15 protein-coding genes are annotated in these 17,317 nt (G+C 64.8%); 3 read left to right on the forward strand and 12 right to left on the reverse strand.

What is annotated here, in order from left to right; translation table 11 throughout:
• Window positions 1-26: 26 nt before the first annotated feature.
• From AWC08_RS16275 to AWC08_RS16320, 10 genes are all read right to left on the reverse strand, one after another.
• Window positions 27-1,676, reverse strand: coding sequence for an MCE family protein (locus AWC08_RS16275; RefSeq protein ID WP_069432844.1), 1,650 nt, complete (start codon window positions 1,674-1,676; stop codon window positions 27-29).
• Window positions 1,677-2,936, reverse strand: coding sequence for an MCE family protein (locus tag AWC08_RS16280; protein ID WP_082986458.1), 1,260 nt, complete (start codon window positions 2,934-2,936; stop codon window positions 1,677-1,679).
• Complete coding sequence (locus tag AWC08_RS16285; RefSeq protein WP_083271018.1) at window positions 2,933-4,342, reverse strand: MCE family protein; 1,410 nt, start codon at window positions 4,340-4,342, stop codon at window positions 2,933-2,935. Before AWC08_RS16285 ends, AWC08_RS16280 begins: the two co-directional genes overlap by 4 nt.
• Window positions 4,339-5,421 (reverse strand): MCE family protein, encoded by a 1,083-nt coding sequence (locus AWC08_RS16290; protein ID WP_065134920.1) that lies wholly within the window; start codon window positions 5,419-5,421, stop codon window positions 4,339-4,341. Before AWC08_RS16290 ends, AWC08_RS16285 begins: the two co-directional genes overlap by 4 nt.
• Window positions 5,414-6,445: an MCE family protein gene (locus tag AWC08_RS16295; protein WP_069432843.1), complete on the reverse strand. Its 1,032-nt coding sequence runs from the start codon at window positions 6,443-6,445 to the stop codon at window positions 5,414-5,416. The genes AWC08_RS16290 and AWC08_RS16295 overlap by 8 nt, the downstream gene beginning before the upstream one ends.
• Window positions 6,442-7,701 carry an MCE family protein gene (locus AWC08_RS16300; protein WP_065134922.1) on the reverse strand — a complete coding sequence of 420 codons (1,260 nt, stop codon included), beginning with the start codon at window positions 7,699-7,701 and terminating at the stop codon, window positions 6,442-6,444. Before AWC08_RS16300 ends, AWC08_RS16295 begins: the two co-directional genes overlap by 4 nt.
• A gap of 19 nt (window positions 7,702-7,720) precedes the next feature.
• Window positions 7,721-8,566 carry an ABC transporter permease gene (locus AWC08_RS16305; protein WP_065134923.1) on the reverse strand — a complete coding sequence of 282 codons (846 nt, stop codon included), beginning with the start codon at window positions 8,564-8,566 and terminating at the stop codon, window positions 7,721-7,723.
• A 46-nt stretch (window positions 8,567-8,612) separates the two neighbouring features.
• Window positions 8,613-9,419: an MlaE family ABC transporter permease gene (locus AWC08_RS16310; protein WP_065134924.1), complete on the reverse strand. Its 807-nt coding sequence runs from the start codon at window positions 9,417-9,419 to the stop codon at window positions 8,613-8,615.
• 277 nt (window positions 9,420-9,696) lie between these two features.
• Entirely contained in the window at window positions 9,697-10,902 is a 1,206-nt protein-coding gene (locus tag AWC08_RS16315) for a CaiB/BaiF CoA transferase family protein (protein WP_065134925.1), read from the reverse strand.
• Window positions 10,899-12,425 carry an aldehyde dehydrogenase family protein gene (locus AWC08_RS16320; RefSeq protein ID WP_069432842.1) on the reverse strand — a complete coding sequence of 509 codons (1,527 nt, stop codon included), beginning with the start codon at window positions 12,423-12,425 and terminating at the stop codon, window positions 10,899-10,901. Before AWC08_RS16320 ends, AWC08_RS16315 begins: the two co-directional genes overlap by 4 nt.
• Window positions 12,426-12,712: 287 nt before the next feature.
• Between AWC08_RS16320 and AWC08_RS16325 the strand changes: the two genes are divergently transcribed.
• Genes AWC08_RS16325 through AWC08_RS16335 form a run of 3 tightly spaced genes read left to right on the forward strand, consistent with a single transcriptional unit; the run spans window position 12,713 to window position 15,006 of the window.
• A complete protein-coding gene (locus AWC08_RS16325) occupies window positions 12,713-13,414 on the forward strand; it encodes an SDR family NAD(P)-dependent oxidoreductase (RefSeq protein WP_065134927.1) in 702 nt (233 codons plus the stop codon).
• Window positions 13,415-13,429: 15 nt separating this feature from the next.
• Window positions 13,430-13,624 (forward strand): ferredoxin, encoded by a 195-nt coding sequence (locus AWC08_RS16330; RefSeq protein WP_065134928.1) that lies wholly within the window; start codon window positions 13,430-13,432, stop codon window positions 13,622-13,624.
• Between the two features lie 20 nt (window positions 13,625-13,644).
• The gene (locus AWC08_RS16335) at window positions 13,645-15,006 is read left to right on the forward strand and encodes a cytochrome P450 (protein ID WP_065134957.1); all 1,362 of its coding nucleotides are present in this window, start codon (window positions 13,645-13,647) and stop codon (window positions 15,004-15,006) included.
• A gap of 69 nt (window positions 15,007-15,075) precedes the next feature.
• Here AWC08_RS16335 and AWC08_RS16340 read toward each other — a convergent pair whose 3' ends face one another.
• Window positions 15,076-16,251 carry an acyl-CoA dehydrogenase family protein gene (locus tag AWC08_RS16340; protein ID WP_069432841.1) on the reverse strand — a complete coding sequence of 392 codons (1,176 nt, stop codon included), beginning with the start codon at window positions 16,249-16,251 and terminating at the stop codon, window positions 15,076-15,078.
• Window positions 16,235-17,233, reverse strand: coding sequence for an acyl-CoA dehydrogenase family protein (locus AWC08_RS16345; RefSeq protein WP_065134930.1), 999 nt, complete (start codon window positions 17,231-17,233; stop codon window positions 16,235-16,237). Before AWC08_RS16345 ends, AWC08_RS16340 begins: the two co-directional genes overlap by 17 nt.
• Window positions 17,234-17,317: the final 84 nt, after the last annotated feature.

The raw sequence follows: 17,317 nt of genomic DNA on the forward strand, positions 1-17,317 counted from the left end.
AACTGGCGGCGTGCGTATTTCGGCCCTCAGATGGCGAACATGTCTTTCCACGTCTTGGGTGCCTTCGAGGCGACCAGGTCCGTCTGCCGGTACACCTGGCCGTCCGGGGCGACGTAGCTTCCGTTCTCCGGGTTGTATTGCGCGAACGCCACCGACGGACCCGGTGATGCGTTGTGCCCGAACGCACTCGGCGCGGCGGAGGGCGCGGCGGCTGCCGGGGCGGCTGCCGGGGTCGGTCCCGCGCCCGCCGGCACATCAAGCGGAGCGATGGACGTCACCTGGCCCATCGGCGCCTGTGGGGTGATGCCGGGTGCTGCCGGCGTTCCGGCCGGCGGTGGCGGCGCCCCGGGAGGCACCGCCCCAGCGGGCATCGGCGTTCCGTCGACCGGACCGAAGATCCGTTCCCGGTTCCAGTTGACCCGGTCGTCGGGCGGAATGCCCTGGGAGAGCAGGTTCGGGTCCAGCGGGTAGGTGCCGAACGCGTGCTGGCGCATCGCCAGCGGCATGAACGGCTTGTCACTGTCGCAGATTTCGACGGTCGGCGCCCGCTTTCCCGGGTGTCCCATGCAGGGGTAGTTCCGCGCGCCACGCACCCCGATCGGCGAATCCTGCGGCAGCTTGCAGTACAGGCCGTCGGGGGTGTCGATGGTGGTGGTATCGGCGGGCGAACGCCATTGACTGGGCGGCAGAAAGCCGACGGTGCAGGCGGGCGGGTCGCTGAGGATGAGGTTGAAAGCGCCCGTGGCCAGTCCGGTCGGGCTCTTGGTGCCCAGGAACGACTGGATCGCGGCGGTGAACGGCGGCAGGATCACCAACACTTGCTCGAGGGACGCGTGGTAGGTGACGCCGATCTGGCCGATCGTGGTGAGATTGGCCAGCAACACCGGCAGCGTCGGCTTGATCTGATCCAGCAACCGTGACGCCTCGTTCAGGGCTTCCGGCCCGTTTTCCAGCAGCGTGCGCACCTGCGGATCGTTGGTCGCCAATTGCCCGGTGAATCCGGCCAGGCTGTGCGCCCAGCGGCGAATCGAGCCTGCCGTCTGCGCCTGGCTGTCCAGCAACGGGCCGGTGTCCTCGGTCAGGCTTCGCGCCTGGCCTGCAACACCGTTGAGGTCCCCGGAAATCTGCGCCGACGAGTCGAACAGCGAACCGAAATCGTAACTGGCGCCGTTGAATGCCTTGAACGACTCGTCGAGCAACTGGGTCAGCTTGCCCTGCGGAATGCTGTTGAGCAACGCACTGGTCTGGTCCAGCACCGGACCGATCGGCTGTGGTGTCTTCGTGTCCTTCGCGGAGATCACGGAGCCGTCGTGCAGGTAGGGTCCCGAGTCGGTTCGCGGGCGCAGATCCACGTACTGCTCGCCCACCGCGGAGATACTGCGCACCTCCGCATCCAGGTCGGCCGGAATTTTCGGCGAAGTATCAAGTCGCATCGTGGCTTTCGCGCCACGAGCGGTCAGCTCCACCCCGGTTACCTTGCCGATCTGCACGCCGCGGTAGGTGACGTTGCTGAAGCGGTAAAGGTTTCCGGTCTCGCGCAGTTCCAGCGTGACGGTCATCTTGCCGATCCCGAGCAGGGTCGGCGCCTGGACGTAGTAAATGACCATCACGAACAGACCGATGACCCCGACGATCGCGAAGATCGCCAACTGGATACGGATGAAGCGGGTCAGCATCTAGCCACTCCCCTCCACCGGTGCGACCGCGGACGGCAACCCATTGGGCGCCGTCGCCGCGGAGTCTGGGCCCGGTGCCGTGGATGGCGGCGGGCCGGGTAGTGCCTGCTGGGAGACGGGCGCACCCGCCGGGGGCGGTCCGGGCAGATACGACCCGGGCGCACCCGGCGCGCCGTACCGGAACTGCAGGTACTCCGGGTCACCGGGCGCCGGCACACCTTCCGCGCCGAGTCGCTCCCAGTGGGTGCCGCGCAGGATGCTCTTGCGCAGACCGGAATTGGTCATGTCGATGATGAAGTAACCGTTGACGTAATCGCCTCGGACGTAGCGGTCGATGAAGCCCTGGGTGAACGGGAACGTCGGCGCATAGGCAAGGGCCGCATCGAGATCGGGCCCCACGTCGGCGAGCGCCTTGATGGTCGGCTCGAGATTTTTCAGGTTGTTGACCAGGTCGTCGCCCGCATCGTTGACCAGCCGGGTTGCGGTGTTGCTGAACGTCCCGAGTTTGTTCAGTGCTGTGGTCAAACGGGGCCGCTCTCTGTTGAGCACGTCGAGTGCCGGCGGAATCTTGTTGAGCGCCTGCGTGATCACGTCGCGCTGGCCGGCCAGCGTTCCGGACAGTCGGTTCAGCGCCTGCACCGACGCGACGATGTTGTCACGCTGCGCATCGAAGGTGCCCACGAACCTGTCGAGCCGGTTGAGCAGATCGCGGACTTCACCCGCGCGGCCGGACAGCGCGGCATTGAAGTTGTTGATGATGTCGCCGATCTGTCCCAGCCCTCCGGCATTGAGAACTACCGACAGCGACGACAGCGTCTGCTCGGTCGACGGGTAGGTCGACGAGCGGTTGAGCGGGATCGTGGCACCGGGTTGCAGCCGACCAGACGGCGCCTGACCCAGCGGTGTGTTCAGTTGCAGATGCATAGAACCCAGCAAGCTGGTCTGGCCGACACTGGCCACCGCATTCGCCGGAATCACCACACCGGGCCGTACCGAGACCTCGACATCGGCGTGCCAGCCCCGCACCGACAGTTTGCGGATGCTACCGACGATGACATCGTTGATCATCACCGGCGAATTAGCTTCCAGTGTGCCGACATTCGCGATCTCGACATGATAGGTACTGGCACCCGGCCCACGTCCCACCGCGCCCGGCAGCGGGAGTGAGTTCAAGCCACTGAAAGCGCACCCGGTCGAGGTGAGCATGACGCAAAGACCGATGCCCAGCAGCATGCGAATGCGCCGCACAATCGGGCTCATGATTGCGGCCTTTCGGCGGGCAGCAGCAGCTCCGGCACAGTCTGCGGAGCTGGCGGCGGCTCGGCCGGCACACTCGGCGGCGGCGGCTCGGGCATGGCCGCGCCCGGTATCCGCGCGGGCGGCCCGGGCGGTGGCGGCGCCTCGGGAACGTCACCCGGTAGCCCGGTATACGCCGATACCGCCGGGGGCAACTCGGGCGCGCTCGGCTTGGGGCCTTCCCCTCCGGGTGCAAGCCGTTGCTCGGTATAGACGACATTCTTCGGGTCGAACGCCGGGGCCAGGATCGGGTTCACCGGGATCGGGAAATAGTTGAAGTTGAAGTAGGTCAACGGGTTGAACACCTTCAAAGCGGGGCTGAGGTACAGCCCGCACAACTTGCCGGTCTCGACCGAGGTGACGTTCTCCAGCGCACCGATCTGCGAGCAGAATGCCCACGTGGGGTTGCTCAGGTTCTGCAAACCGACCCCGCCCCGGACGTTCCCGACATCCGGGTCGTAGTCGTTGTAGGCGTTTGCGAGCGCGTTCGGCGCCACGTGCAGCACGTTCTGCAGCGCCATCTTGTTGTCGACGAGAATCTGGGTGAGGTCAGCCAACCGGGTGATCTGCTCCGCGGTCTGGTCGCGGGTTCCGGCGATGAACCGCTGGACCTCCCCGACGGCGCTCGACAGGTCGGTCAGCGCAGCATCCAGGCTCGACTTATTGTCGTCGAGCACGCTGGTGAGGGTGGCCAGCCGGTCGTTGAATTGCACGAGCTGGACATTGCTGTCCCGCAGCGCGCCGACGAAGGTCTGCAGATTCTTGATGATGTCGACGAGGTTGCCGCTGCCGTTGGCGAAAATCCGCCCCACCGCTGACAATTGGGCGAGTGTCTGGCGCAGCTTGTCGCCGTTGCCGCCCAGCGCATTGGCGGCGGCATCGATGAACCGCGCCACCGAGGGTGTCGACACCTTGCTGTTGGGTCCGAAATCGGTTGCCAATCGCATCAATTGATCTTTGATCTCGTCCCATTCGACCGGCGTCGCCGTCCGGTTCACCGGGATCACAGCACCGTCGGCCATGGTGGCGCCGACGGAACGGTAGGCGGGTGTGAGCTGCACATACCGCGCCGCGACCAAGTTCTGGGCCACGATTACGGCTTTCGCGTCAGCCGGGATGGAGATTCCGTGATCGACGTGCATCACCATCCTGGCCTGCGTTCCGGCCGGTTGGATCGACTCGATGGTGCCGACTTTCAGACCCGAGACACGAACATCGTCGCCGGGATAGATGGCGGTAGCGGTGTGGAAATAGGCGGTGATCGTGGTGGGCCGGAAGAAGGTGTTGCGAACGGCAACCCCCGCACCGACCACCACCAGCAGGACGAGCACGATGGCCAGCCCGAGCTTGACGCCCCTGCGCCGCATCATCGCGACCCTCCCGGGTTCTGGTTGAACGGGAAGGGCAGCAGCGCGCGCGGCCCGGCGTTGTCCGGCGGCTGCCCGGGCGCACCGTAAGCACGGAAGCCGAAGGCGTAGTCGAACAACCACTGGAAGAACTGCAGCGTGAAGATGTTGGGGATCAACGGGTTGTAGTAGAAGCCGCTGGAGACCGTCTCACCTTGGGTGAGCTCGAATTTGGCCAGGCCGGGGATCGCCTTGCCCAGGTTTTCGCGGTTGTCCTCCAACATCGCGGTGACGGAATTCAGCTTGGTCAGCGTCGGCGCCAGCTTGGCTTCGTTGTCGTGCACCAGGCCGGAAAGCTGTTTGGCCACCGCGGAGGTGCTGGCCAGTAGCCGCACGATCGCCTGCCGCCGTTCGACCAGCATGGACAGCAGATCGTCGGCGTTGAGGATCAGGGTGTTCAGCTGGTTGCTGCGCTCCGAGAGGATGTGCGTGACATCGGCTGCGCCTTTGAGTAACTGACTCAGTGTCTGGTTGCGGTTGTTCAGGGTCGTCGAGAGGCGGGTTACCCCGTCGAACGTCGGGCCCAGTTGCGGCGCAATCTGATTCAGCGTGTTGGACAGGGTGTCCAGCGACTGGTTGAGCGTGTCGGTATTCGTCCCGGCGATGTCGGTGGCCAGGTCTCCGACCGCCTCGGACAGAGAGTACGGCGAGGAGGTGCGTGACAGCGGAATGACCGCCATCGGGCGCATATTGCCGCTGCCGGTGGATTCGACGGTCAGCACCCGCTGGCCCAGCAGCGAGCCGGTGCGGATGTGCGCGGTGCTGGCCGACCCGAGTTGCACCGCCCCTTTGACGGTAAACGTCACCAGGACGTCTCCGCCCTGCAGTGACATGCCGGACACGCTGCCGACCTTGATGCCCGACACCGTCACGTCGTTGCCGGTTACCAGGCCCCCGGCGTCGGCGAACACCGCCTGATAGCGGACGGTAGTGGCCCGCTGCAGCAACTGGTCGGGCGACAGCCCGACGGCGATGACAAGCACTATCAGCACCACGCCGATGAAACCGGCGCGAATGAGGCGCGCTCCGCGGTACTTAAGCATCGGGTTCCGCGCACCTCCCCGTGACCTGGTGGGTCACACCGACTTCGACGGTTCGGTACTGCAGATCGGAGACGCGAAGCGCGAGTCCGCACAGATAGTAGGGGAACCATGCACCGTAGGAACCCAGCCTGGTCAGCTTGCGGTAGTTGTTCGGCAACTTCTTCAACGAAATGTCGATGAGGTTCTTGTCCTTGTCCAGCAACGGGGCCAGCCGGTTGAGCTGGTCGATGGTGCCGGACAACGGCGGGCGGGCGCGGGTGAGCAGATCGGCGATCGACGCGGTCCCGTTGTCCAGTGCGGTGATTGCGGTGCCGATGGTGTCGCGGTCCGAGGACAGTCCGCTGATCAGGCGCTCCAACCGGTCGATCGCCCCGGAGAATTTGGTGCCCTCGGCATTGACGGTGCCGACCACGGTGTTGAGATTGTCGATCAGAGCCTGCACGGTGTCGCTGTTGTCGGCCAACGTGTTCGAGAACGACGACGTCTTGGACAGCAGCGACTGCAGGGTGCCGCCCTCGCCCTGGAAAACCTCGATGAGTGAGGCACTGAGTGCATTGACGTCTTCGGCCTTGAGTCCCTTGGTCACCGGCTTCAGCCCGCCCAGGAGCAGATCGAGGTCGAGGGCCGGCGCGGTGCGGTCAATCGGGATCTCCGAACCGCCCGGCAGCGGCTTGGTGTTGCCCGGACCGTCGATCAGCTCGAGGTACCGGTCACCGACCAGGTTCAGGTAGCGGATCACAGCCCGGGTGCCACCGGTGAGCACGACGTCGCGGTTGGCGTCGAATTTCACCAGCACCTTTTTGTCCGCCCGCAATTCGACGCTATTCACCGTGCCCACCCGGACGCCGGCGACCCGTACCGTCTGCCCCTCCTTGAGGCGCGAGACGTCGGTGAACAGCGCGGAATACTCTGTCGTCGAACCGGTCTGGTACTGCCCGAAGATGAAGAAGAGGGAGATGGTGAGCAGCACCATCACCAGCGCGAAGGCGCCGAACTTGATGATCATCCCGCGTGAGCTGCTCATCCGGGTTGTCCAATTTGCATCGTGTTGCGCGGCGGCCCGTCGATCGGCCCGTACAGGAGTTGCTTGAGACCGTCTGAGTTGAGCAGCAACTGCGGGTTCCCGTACTCCATCGGGTTGGCGCCCACGTCGGCCACCACGAACGGCGGTGCCACGTCGAACGGCACCACGGGAAGGGTCTGACACTGCGGACCACCGGTTGCGGCCACCTTCGGCAGGTTGCTCGGATAGCGGTAGCGTTCGGCACCGAAACCGATGTACACCAACACTTTGATCATCGGCTCGGGCAGGTTCGGCGAGTGCAAATTCACCAGCGAGCCGGAAAGTCCGCACCACAGCGCCTGGTGGTACTCGTTCGTCAGGTCGGTGGTCGGCAACAGCAGGTGTAGCACGTCTGTCAATGCTTGCCGGTTCCCGCCGATCACCTCGTTGCCGATGTCGGCCAATCCGATTGAGCTGATCAGGAACGCGTCGAGGTTCTGTTGCTCTTCGACGATCGACTTGCTGATCCTGATCGCGTTCTCGGCCGACCCGATCAGATCCGGCGCCGCGTCGGCGTATGCGTTGCTCACCACGGGCAGGACCGAGAGGTCATGATTAAGGGCGGGCAACGCCGGATCCTGTTTGGCCAGAAAGGCGTCGAGGTCGGACAGGGCCTGCCCGATCTTGTGGCCACGGCCGTTCATCGCCGAAGCGATCGCGCCGAGGGTTTCGTTGAGCTTGGCGGGATCGATGTTCGACAGCAGGGTGGTGAGCTGTTGGAAGACCGTGTTGACCTCGACGGTGACGCTCTTGCCTTTGAGCACCTGATGCGGTTGCAGGCTCTGCTGCGAAGGCTGGTCCGACGGGATGAGTTCGACGAACTTGGCACCGAATACCGTGGTCGAGGCGATGTCGACGAGCACGTTGTGCGGGATGAGATGCATCTGCGAAGGCTGCATCGCCAGGTGCAGCACGGCCTGACCGTCGGGACGTTCCTCGATGGATTCGACCTTGCCCACCACCACGCCGCGCATCTTCACTTTGGCTTCGGGATTCATCACCAGGCCGGCGCGCGGCGACACCACGGTCACCGGCACGCTCTCGGTAAAGCTGCTGTTGAACAACCCGATTGAGACCGCGACGATCGCCGAAATGACGACAACGGTGGCCAGGCCCATCAACGGGCGCACGTAAGGGCGCGGCTTGGGCCGACCGTGGTGGTGCGATCGTCCTCTGGTGCTGGGGCTATGCCGGCCCGCCGGCACGTATGTCGTCACTGACCGCGTTCACCTCCCTCTAGCCCGACAGGTTGAAGTTGCCGTTGGAACCGTAGATGGACAGCGAGATCAGCAGTGTCACCGAGACGACCACGATCAGCGAGGTCCGCACCGCGTTGCCGGTTGCCACTCCAACCCCGGCCGGTCCGCCCGACGCGAAAAAGCCGTAATACGTATGGATCAGCAGAATCGTGATCGCCATCAACACGGCCTGCAGAAAGGACCACAACAGGTCAATCGGATTGAGGAAGGTCGTGAAGTAGTGCTGATACAGACCGCCCGACTGGCCGAAGAGGATCACCGTGGTGAACTGACTGGCCAGAAACGACAGGCTGACGGCGATGCTGTACAGCGGCGTGATGGCCAGCATTCCCGCGACGATCCTGGTGCTGACCAGATACGAAACCGGCCGGATCGCCATGGATTCCAGCGCGTCGATCTCTTCGTTGATGCGCATGGCGCCCAATTGCGCGGTCACCCCGGCGCCGAAGGTGGCAGCCAAGCCGATACCGGCGACGATCGGCGCCGCAATTCGAACATTGATGAATGCCGCCAGGAACCCGGTCAGGGCCTCGATACCGATATTGCCCAGCGAGCTGTACCCCTGTACCGCCAGGGTGCCGCCCGCGGCCAGGGTCAGGAAGCCGACGATCACCAGCGTCCCGCCGATCATCGCCAAAGTGCCCGCACCCATGCTGATTTCGGCAATGAGGCGGATGATCTCGCGGCCGTAGCGGCTCACCGCGAAGGGGATGCCACCGATCGCTTTGCCGTAAAACAAGGTGTGATCACCGATTCGGCCCAGACTGCCGACCGGTCTCTGGATTTGCCGCGTCAGACGCGGGTAGACGGCTCTCAGCGCCACAGTCTGTGTTTACACCTCCCTCGCCATATCAATCCCCCCCGGATGCTTATTTCGCCGACATTCGGATACCGATCGCGGTGACAACCACATTGACTACGAACAGCGACATGAACGCGTAGACCACCGTCTCGTTGACGGCGTTGCCGACCGCCTTGGCCCCGCCGCCGGTGATCGTCAGGCCCCGGTAGCACGCCACCAGGCCGGCGATCAGGCCGAAAAGCGCTGCCTTGACACAGGAAATGATCACCTCGGGTACGCCGGTCAACAGGGTGATGCCCGCGGCGAAGGCACCGGGGTTCACGTCTTGGACGAACACCGAGAAGATGTAGCCGCCCAGGATGCCGATAATGACGACCAGGCTGTTCAGCAGCAGTGCCACCAGGCCGGAAGCCAGCATGCGGGGGGTGACCAACCGCTGAATCGGGTTGATACCCAAGACTTCCATCGCGTCGATCTCTTCACGGATGGTTCGCGATCCCAGGTCCGCGCACATAGCCGTGGCTCCGGCGCCGGCTACGATCAACACCGTCACCAACGGCCCGACCTGCGTCACGGCGCCGAACGCAGCACCCGCCCCGGAGAGGTCGGCGGCGCCGAGCTCACGCAGCAGGATGTTGAGCGTGAAGCTGACCAGAACGGTGAACGGGATGGCCACCAACAAGGTTGGTGCGAGGGCAACGCGGGCGACGAACCACGACTGCTCCAAAAACTCGCGCCATTGGACGGGCCGGCGGAACGCGAACTTGATGGCATCGGCCGACATCGCGAACAGCGCGCCGACGGCTTCCATGGGTTTGGAACCACGACCCAACACGATGCCCGGGGTCCAGCGCTCCGCTCCCTTATTCGCCATAGGTCTGAGATCCTCTCCGGATCATATTGTGCGCGAACATGATCCGGGCGGCGAGCGTCATCATCGGCCGTGACTGCGACGTCCCCAGGCCCTCAACACGCGCTACCAACCTCACGCCGGGTCTCTCCATTCGATTGCGTGAGCTGCCGTCTCCAGGCCTGGTCAACTGCCCACGCGCCAACCCTGGAAGCGTTCGGCGATTATGACTCATGCCGCGTCCCGTGGGAACCGAAATCGCACAACCGTTATCTGCCCGGACACCGTCGCCACCCCATGCCTACGTGACCGCGCCCGCGGTCTTGAGTTCGATGATGCGATCCCAGTCCAGGCCGAGTTCCAGCAGGATCTCGTCGGTTTGTTCGGCGAAGCCGGGAGCCGGGCCGGTCTGCGGCGCGGCGACGTCGAACTGGACCGGGTTGGCGACCAGTTCGAGTTCGCCTGCGCGCACCACGTATTCGTTCGCCCGGATCTGCGCGTCGTCGGCCGCTTGCAGGGTGTCCTGCACCGGCGCCCATGGTCCTGCGAGCGTCGCAAAGCGTTCGCTCCACTCGGAAAGACTGCGGGTTGCGAAGACTTTGGTCAAGATCTCCACCGCATCCGCCGTATTCGCGGCGATGGTCTCGCCGTTGGCGAATCGGGGGTCGTCGATCAGGTCGGCGCGGTCGATGTGCCGGCACACGTCGGCCCAGAACTTGCCGGGCTGCATCATCACCAGGGAGATGTAGCGGCCGTCGGAGGTGGGATACACGCCCACCAGCGGGTTGACGGGTGAACCGTGGATGCCGGGCGGCGGCGCCTGCATCAGCTGACCCAGGTGCTTGGTCAACGCCACCGTGTGCCCCAGTGCCCAGAGCCCGCTGCCGAGCAACGACACGTCGACGACCGACGGTTCCCCGGTGCGTTCGCGTTTGAGCAGGGCCGCGGCGATGCCGCCGGCGAGGTTGGTGCCGGAAATGGTGTCGCCGTACGCCGGCCCGGGCGGGTTGATCATGCCCTCGTAGCCCATCGGGGTGATGGTGGCCGCGGTTCCGGCTCGGCACCAGAAGGCCGTCATGTCGTAGCCACCCTTGGTCGCTTCATTGCCGCGGGGCCCGAGCGCGCTGCCGCGCGCATACACGATGGTCGGATTCACCGCCCTGATGTGCTCGACGTCGATGCCGAACTTCTGCCGATGGTCGGGCAGGAAGCTGGTCAGGAAAACGTCGGCACGGCGGGCGAGTTCGTAGAGCACCTCCTTGCCCTGTGGAACGGACATGTCCAGGCCGATGCTGCGCTTGCCACGGTTGGCGTGCTCGATATTCGGGTTGGGGTCGCCTTCGACGCGCAACATGCCGGTCTGGCGCAGACCACGCTGCGGGTCGCCGGTCACCGCATGCTCGACCTTGATGACGTCGGCGCCCCATTCGCGCAGCACCGCACCCGCCGACGGGACGAACCCGTACATGGCGACTTCCAGCACCCGGATTCCTTCGAGCGGTTTCACGCCTTGCCTCCCATGACCGGCACTGCGAACGTCTTGCCCTCCAAGAACTCCTCCAGCCCGGCCACGCCCATCTCCCGGCCGACGCCGGATTGCTTGAAGCCGCCGAACGGACTGTCCGCGCCGAAGTAGTTGCCGCCGTTGACGGAAAAGGAGCCGGCACGGATGCGGCGCGCCACCGACAGGGCACGGTCCTGGTCGCGACTGAAGACCGCGCCGGCCAAACCGTAGATCGAGTTGTTGGCGATACGCACCGCGTCGTCGTCATCGTCGAACCCGATCACCACCAGCACCGGTCCGAAAACCTCGTCCTGCGCGATCTCGCTGTCCGGGTCAACGTTGGTGAGCAAGGTCGGTGCGTAGAAGAAGCCGGGATCCAGCCGCTTGCCTCCGGAAACCAGCGTGGCGCCCGCGGTGAGGGCCCGCTGGACCATGCCGTCGACCTTGTCGCGCTGACGCTCGTTGATCAGCGGTCCCATATAGGTTTTCGGATCGGCCGGGTCGCCGTGGCGGACCTTGGCGAAGTTCTGCGCGATGAGCTCGACGATCTCGTCGTGGTGCTTCTTCGGCACCAACAGGCGGGAGGTGAGTGCGCACCCCTGGCCGGCGTGGGTGACCATGCTGAATGCGGCGAACATGGCCGCGCCGGTGAAGTCGGCGTCGTCGAGCATGATCACCGCGGACTTGCCACCCAACTCCAGGAAGACGCGCTTGACGGTGCCGCTGGCGGCGGCCATGATCTTGCGTCCGACCGCCGTGGATCCGGTGAAGGTCACCACGTCGATGTCGGGACTGGTGGTTAGCGCCTCGCCCACAGCGGGATCGGAGGAGCTGAGCACGTTGACGACGCCGGGCGGGATGTCGGTGTGGTTGGCGATCAGCTCGCCCAGCGCCAGGGTGATCAGCGGGGTGTCCGGTGCGCCCTTGAGTACGACGGTGCAGCCGGCGGCGAGCGCGGGGGGCAGCTTAGCCAGCGCGAGCTGATTCGGATAGTTGTAGGCGATGATCGCGGCGACCACTCCCGCGGCTTCCTTCTCCACCCAGCGGTGGTGGCGCATGCCGCGCGACTCTTTTTCGCCGAGGTCTTCGGAGAACTCATAGGTGCGCAACAGATCGGCATAGAACCGGACGATGCCGATCGGCTCGTCGAGCTGGGCGCCGTGGGTCAGCGCGCGAGTGGCGCCGACCTCGGCGATGGTCAGCTCACGCAATTCCTCGGCATGGTCGAGCAGCGCCTGGTGCAGCTGATCGAGGCAGCGGATCCGGAACTCGACGTCGGTGGACCAGGTGGTGGTGTCGAAGGCGCGCCGCGCCGCGGCGATGGCCTGTTCGGCCTCCTCGACGCCGGCGTCGGGCGCATATCCCAGCACGTCGCCGGTGGCGGGATTGACGGTGGGAAACGTGTTCCCGGTGGCCACAAGCCGACCGTCGATCAGAAGCCGGCGGTCGGCCTCGATGCCGGACTCAGCGCCGCCCACGGCCGGTTGTTCACCGACGTCGGCCTCCGCCGTGTCCTGCACTGACATGGAACTCCCCGCGCTCGATGTGGTGGTCGTCACGATAATTTCATTCTCATCTCTGGCGAATCTTACATTCGAGAGGTGAGAAGACAAGGAAGTTCTCGCCCCTGATAGCCCAGGTCAGGGGCTGAGCGACCGCTCAGCGACTCCTGGTTCTCGCGGCTCGCCGCAGGCTGGAGGCATTTTCTGGGCTCGCTTGCGAGGCCATTCGGGCTGAGAGTACGATTCTCATAATTGTAAGGGAGATTCTTTGTGGGTGAGATCGACGGCGCTGTCCAGCGGAGCTGGCGGCGATGAGAACTGCGGTGGTTACCGGTGGCGGTTCCGGCATCGGACTGGCCGTCGCTAAACGACTCCGGGCGGATGGCCGCAACGTCGCCACCATCGATCTCAAGCCGTCCGATGACGACCTCTGCTACACCGCCGACGTCACCGACCGCTCGCAGGTCGACGCCGCGCTATCGGCGATTCGCGAGCGCTTGGGACCGGTGACGATTCTGGTCAACGCGGCCGGACTGGACGGTTTCAAGCGCTTCACCAACATCACCTTCGAGGATTGGCAGCGGGTGATCGACGTCAACCTGCACGGGGTGTTCCACATGATCCAAGCGGTGCTGCCCGACATGCTGGACGCGGGCTGGGGGCGGATCGTGAACATTTCCTCGTCGAGCACGCACTCCGGGGTTGCTTACATGTCGCACTACGTGGCTGCCAAGTCCGCGGTGAACGGACTGACCAAGTCGTTGGCACTCGAGTACGGGCCCGACGGCATCACCGTCAACGCCGTACCTCCCGGCTTCATCGACACCCCGATGCTGCGCAACGCCGAGAGTCAGGGGTTCTTGGGAGACGTCGAACAGAACATCGCCCGCACCCCGGTGCGTCGCATCGGCAAGCCTGAGGACATCGCCGCGGCATGTGCCTTCCTGTCTTCCGATGAAGCCGGTTACATCACCGGTCAGATATTGGGGGTCAACGGCGGTCGGAACACCTGAGCGAGGGAGGTCCCAGTGAAGGTCTGGGTTGATCCGGAGCGCTGCCAGGGGCACACCTTGTGCGCGATGATCGCTCCGGATTCCTTCCGGCTGAGTGACATTGACGGCAGTTCGTCGGCGGTCAGCGAGGTGGTGCCGGACGATCAGGTCGATCTGGTCCGCGAGGCCGCGCAATCCTGCCCCGAGCAAGCCATCATCCTGCGCGATTGAACACCAAGGGAGACAACGCTTTGAGCGTCGACGATGTCGTGGCTGACGACCGGAAGAAGAACCGCTACCACTTCGATCGCCACTCTGCCGAATACCGCTCGCAGTTCAAGGCCATCACCGAGGAAATGCATGCCAGCTGCCCGATGGCCTGGACCGACACCTACGGTGGGCACTGGGTCGCGGCGGGCAGCCACGAGGTGTTCGAGCTGGCCCGGTGCCCCGCCGTCTCCAACGACCACGACATTCGTGGCGAACGCCGCGGCTACAAGGGCATTTCGATTCCGACCGCCCGCCGGGTCAGCATGGTTCGGGGCGGCATCCTGGAAATGGATGACCCCGAGCACCGCATCTATCGCTCGGTCCTCAATCCGTACCTGTCGCCGGCCGCGGTGAAGCGCTGGGAACCTTTCATCGACGACGTGACCCGCGCTTGTCTCGACGAGAAAATCGAAAGCGGTCAGATCGACTTCGTCGACGACCTGGCCAATGTCGTTCCGGCCGTGCTGACTCTGGCGATGCTGGGCATTCCGCTGACGAAGTGGAATCTCTATAGCGAACCCGTCCACGCCGCGGTGTACACGCCGGAACATTCTCCGGACATCGAGCGCGTCACCGAGATGCACCGGCAGATGGGCCTGGACATGGTCAACAACATGATCGAAATCCGGGAGAATCCCCGACCCGGTCTGGTGAACGCCCTGCTGCAGATGAGGATCGACGGTGAGCCGGCGCCCGATCTCGAGATCCTCGGCAATCTCGGCCTGGTCATCGGCGGCGGCTTCGACACCACCACGGCACTGACGGCGCATTCATTGGAGTGGCTTTCGGACAATCCCGATCAGCGCGAGCGGCTGCGGCGTGAGCGCGACAGCCTGCTGGACCCGGCGACCGAGGAATTCTTGCGCTATTTCACGCCGGCACCCGGTGACGGCCGCACCTTCTCCGACGACACCGAACTCGACGGCACGCAGTTCAAAGAGGGTGAGCGACTCTGGATCTCGTGGGCCATGGCCAACCGCGACCCGGCGGTGTTCCAAGACCCCGACGAGGTGGTCCTGGACCGTAAGGGCAACCGGCACTTCAGCTTCGGCATTGGCGTACACCGCTGCATCGGCTCGAACGTGGCGCGCACGGTGTTCAAGTCGATGCTGAACGCGGTACTCGACCGGATGCCGGATTACCGCTGCGACCCCGACGGCACGGTGCACTACGAGACGATCGGCGTCATCCAGGGCATGCGCAAGCTGCCCGCTACTTTCACGCCCGGTCCTCGCGTCGGAGCCGGTCTGGGTGAAACGCTGGAGAAGCTGCAACGCATTTGCGACGAGCAGGAGCTCGCCCGTCCCATCACCGAACGCAAGGAAGCGGCGGAGATCCAGTAGCGCGAGCAGACGCAAACGCCCCCATTTCGTGCCGAAATGAGGGGCGTTTGCGTCTGCTCGCGGGGAAACTCAGCCCCGCGGGAGGCCGAGGACGCGCTGGGCGATGATGTTGCGCTGAATTTCAGACGTGCCCCCGGCGATGGTGCCGGAGAAGCTTCGCGCATAACGCTCGAACCAGCTCGCGAAGTAGTGGTCGAGGTTCATCGGCGCATACGGCCCGGTCAGCCCCGGGTGTACCAGCCCGTCACCGCCCGCGGACTCGAGCGCGTGTTCACTGATCCGTAATTCCGCTTCGGAGCCGAGCAGTTTCAGCACGGAGATCGCCGAGGTGTCGTCCTCGCCGCGGGACGCGCTCGCCAGCGCCACCGAACCCAGCAGGCGCAAGGCCTGCTTGTCCATGATGGTGGTGGCATACCGGTCACGATCGAGTTCACCGGCGGGGTGGAAGTCGGCGAGCATGTTGTCCATGCGGTCGGCGAAGCCGAGCCACATCATGGTGCGTTCGTGGCCCAGCGAACCGTTGGCCACCCGCCAGCCCTGGTTGAGCTCACCGACCAAGTTCTCCGCCGGCACCTTGGCGTCGGTGAAGAACACCTCGTTGAAGTCCAGGTCGTCATCGGCACAGATCGACGCGAACGGCCGGCGCACCACACCCTCGGTGTCGGTGGGGATCAGCAATGCGCTGATGCCCTTGTGTTTTGGCGCGTCGGGATCGGTCCGGACGAAGGTCAGCAGCACATCAGCGTCGTGGGCGCCGGAGGTCCACACCTTCTGTCCGCTGACGACGAAGTGATCGCCGTCCCGCACCGCCCGGGTACGCAGTGACGCCAGATCGGATCCGGCGCTCGGCTCGCTCATGCCCAGCGACGCCGTGATCTCCGCACGCAGAATGGGTACCGCCCACCGATGCTTCTGTTCCTCGCTGCCGAACGAGATCAACGATGCCGCAACGATATTCACGCCCTGCGGATTGAGGCTGTGGTAAATCCGGCGGCGGCACAGCTCCTCGAGGTAGACGTACTGCTGCAACACGGTGGCATTGCGCCCACCGAATTCAGGAGGTTGTGTGGGCAGCAGCCAGCCGTTGTCGAACAACAGCCGCTGCCACCGGCGCGCCCAGCTCGGCATGTGTGACACCGAACGGGGCCGCTCGACCGTTTCGCTTGCGGCGGGCAGGTTTTCGTCCAGGAAAGCCGCGAATTCCGCACGGAATTCCTCTACGTCACTGTCAAAAGTCAGCTGCACGATATTCCTCGGCGATTCGCGCCCGGTGTTCGGCGGCACCACCCAGCATCAGCTCACCCGCCTTCGCCCGCTTGAGCGCGAACTGCAGATCGTTCTCCCAGGTAAATCCCATGGCCCCGTGCAGCTGCAACCCGTGGCGGAACACCAGCGACTGACACTCCCCCGCCGATGCCTTGGCCATCGCCGCCGCAAGCCGGCGGCGCGGATCGTCGGCGGAGATGGTCAGCGCCGCGAAATAGGCCAGCGCCCTGGCTCGTTGCACCGCGACGTGCATGTCGGCGGCCTTGTGCTGCACGGCCTGGAACGAACCGATGGGCACACCGAACTGGTGCCTGCTGCGGACGTGCTCGAGCACCAGATCCAGGATGCGCTGGCAGGCGCCGACCATGGTGAGGGCCATGCCGGTCAGGGCAATGTGGTGCGCGCGTTCGCGGTCCACGTTCACCCGGTCGCTGTCGGGCACCCTTACGTCATGGAACGACAGGTCGGCCACGTGCAGCACCGGGTCGAACACCGATTCGCGACGAGCCGTCACCTGACCGGCGTCGGTGAGGAACGCCCCCGCTTCGGTAACCACCGCGAGGCGCTCCGCCCGGTCACCGTCGAGAACATGACGGGCGGTGCCGTCCAGCACCCAGCCGTCGGCGCTGCGGCGCGCCGAGACCCCGCCGTAAACGGCGGTGCCGGACTGGTTGGGGTCGAACCGCTCGCCTGCCAGCGGAGCGAACTGGCTCATGGTCGCCAGAAAAGGAGTGGGGTCCGTGGCATGACCGAGTTCTTCGAGCACGATCGCCAATTCCACCGCGCTGGCTGGATCGTTCAGTTCGGTCCAGCCCAGTTTGCGATAGAGCTTCCACAGCGGTTCGGTGTCGGCACCGTTCTCGGCCACGCCCCGTACCAGCGACGGAGGACATTGTTTGGTGACGACGTCGCGCACCGTGTCCTGCCACAGCCGCTGATCGGCATCAAACTCCAAGAGCATCCGGGCCGCCTCCCGTCACGATTACCTAGCGAGAATAACATTCTCTTTGATGGAAGTAGTAATCTCGAAATCTGCCTACGAACT

The sequence above is a fragment of the Mycobacterium gordonae genome (genome assembly GCF_002101675.1).
In the GTDB taxonomy this organism is placed as follows: Bacteria; Actinomycetota; Actinomycetes; order Mycobacteriales; family Mycobacteriaceae; genus Mycobacterium; species Mycobacterium gordonae.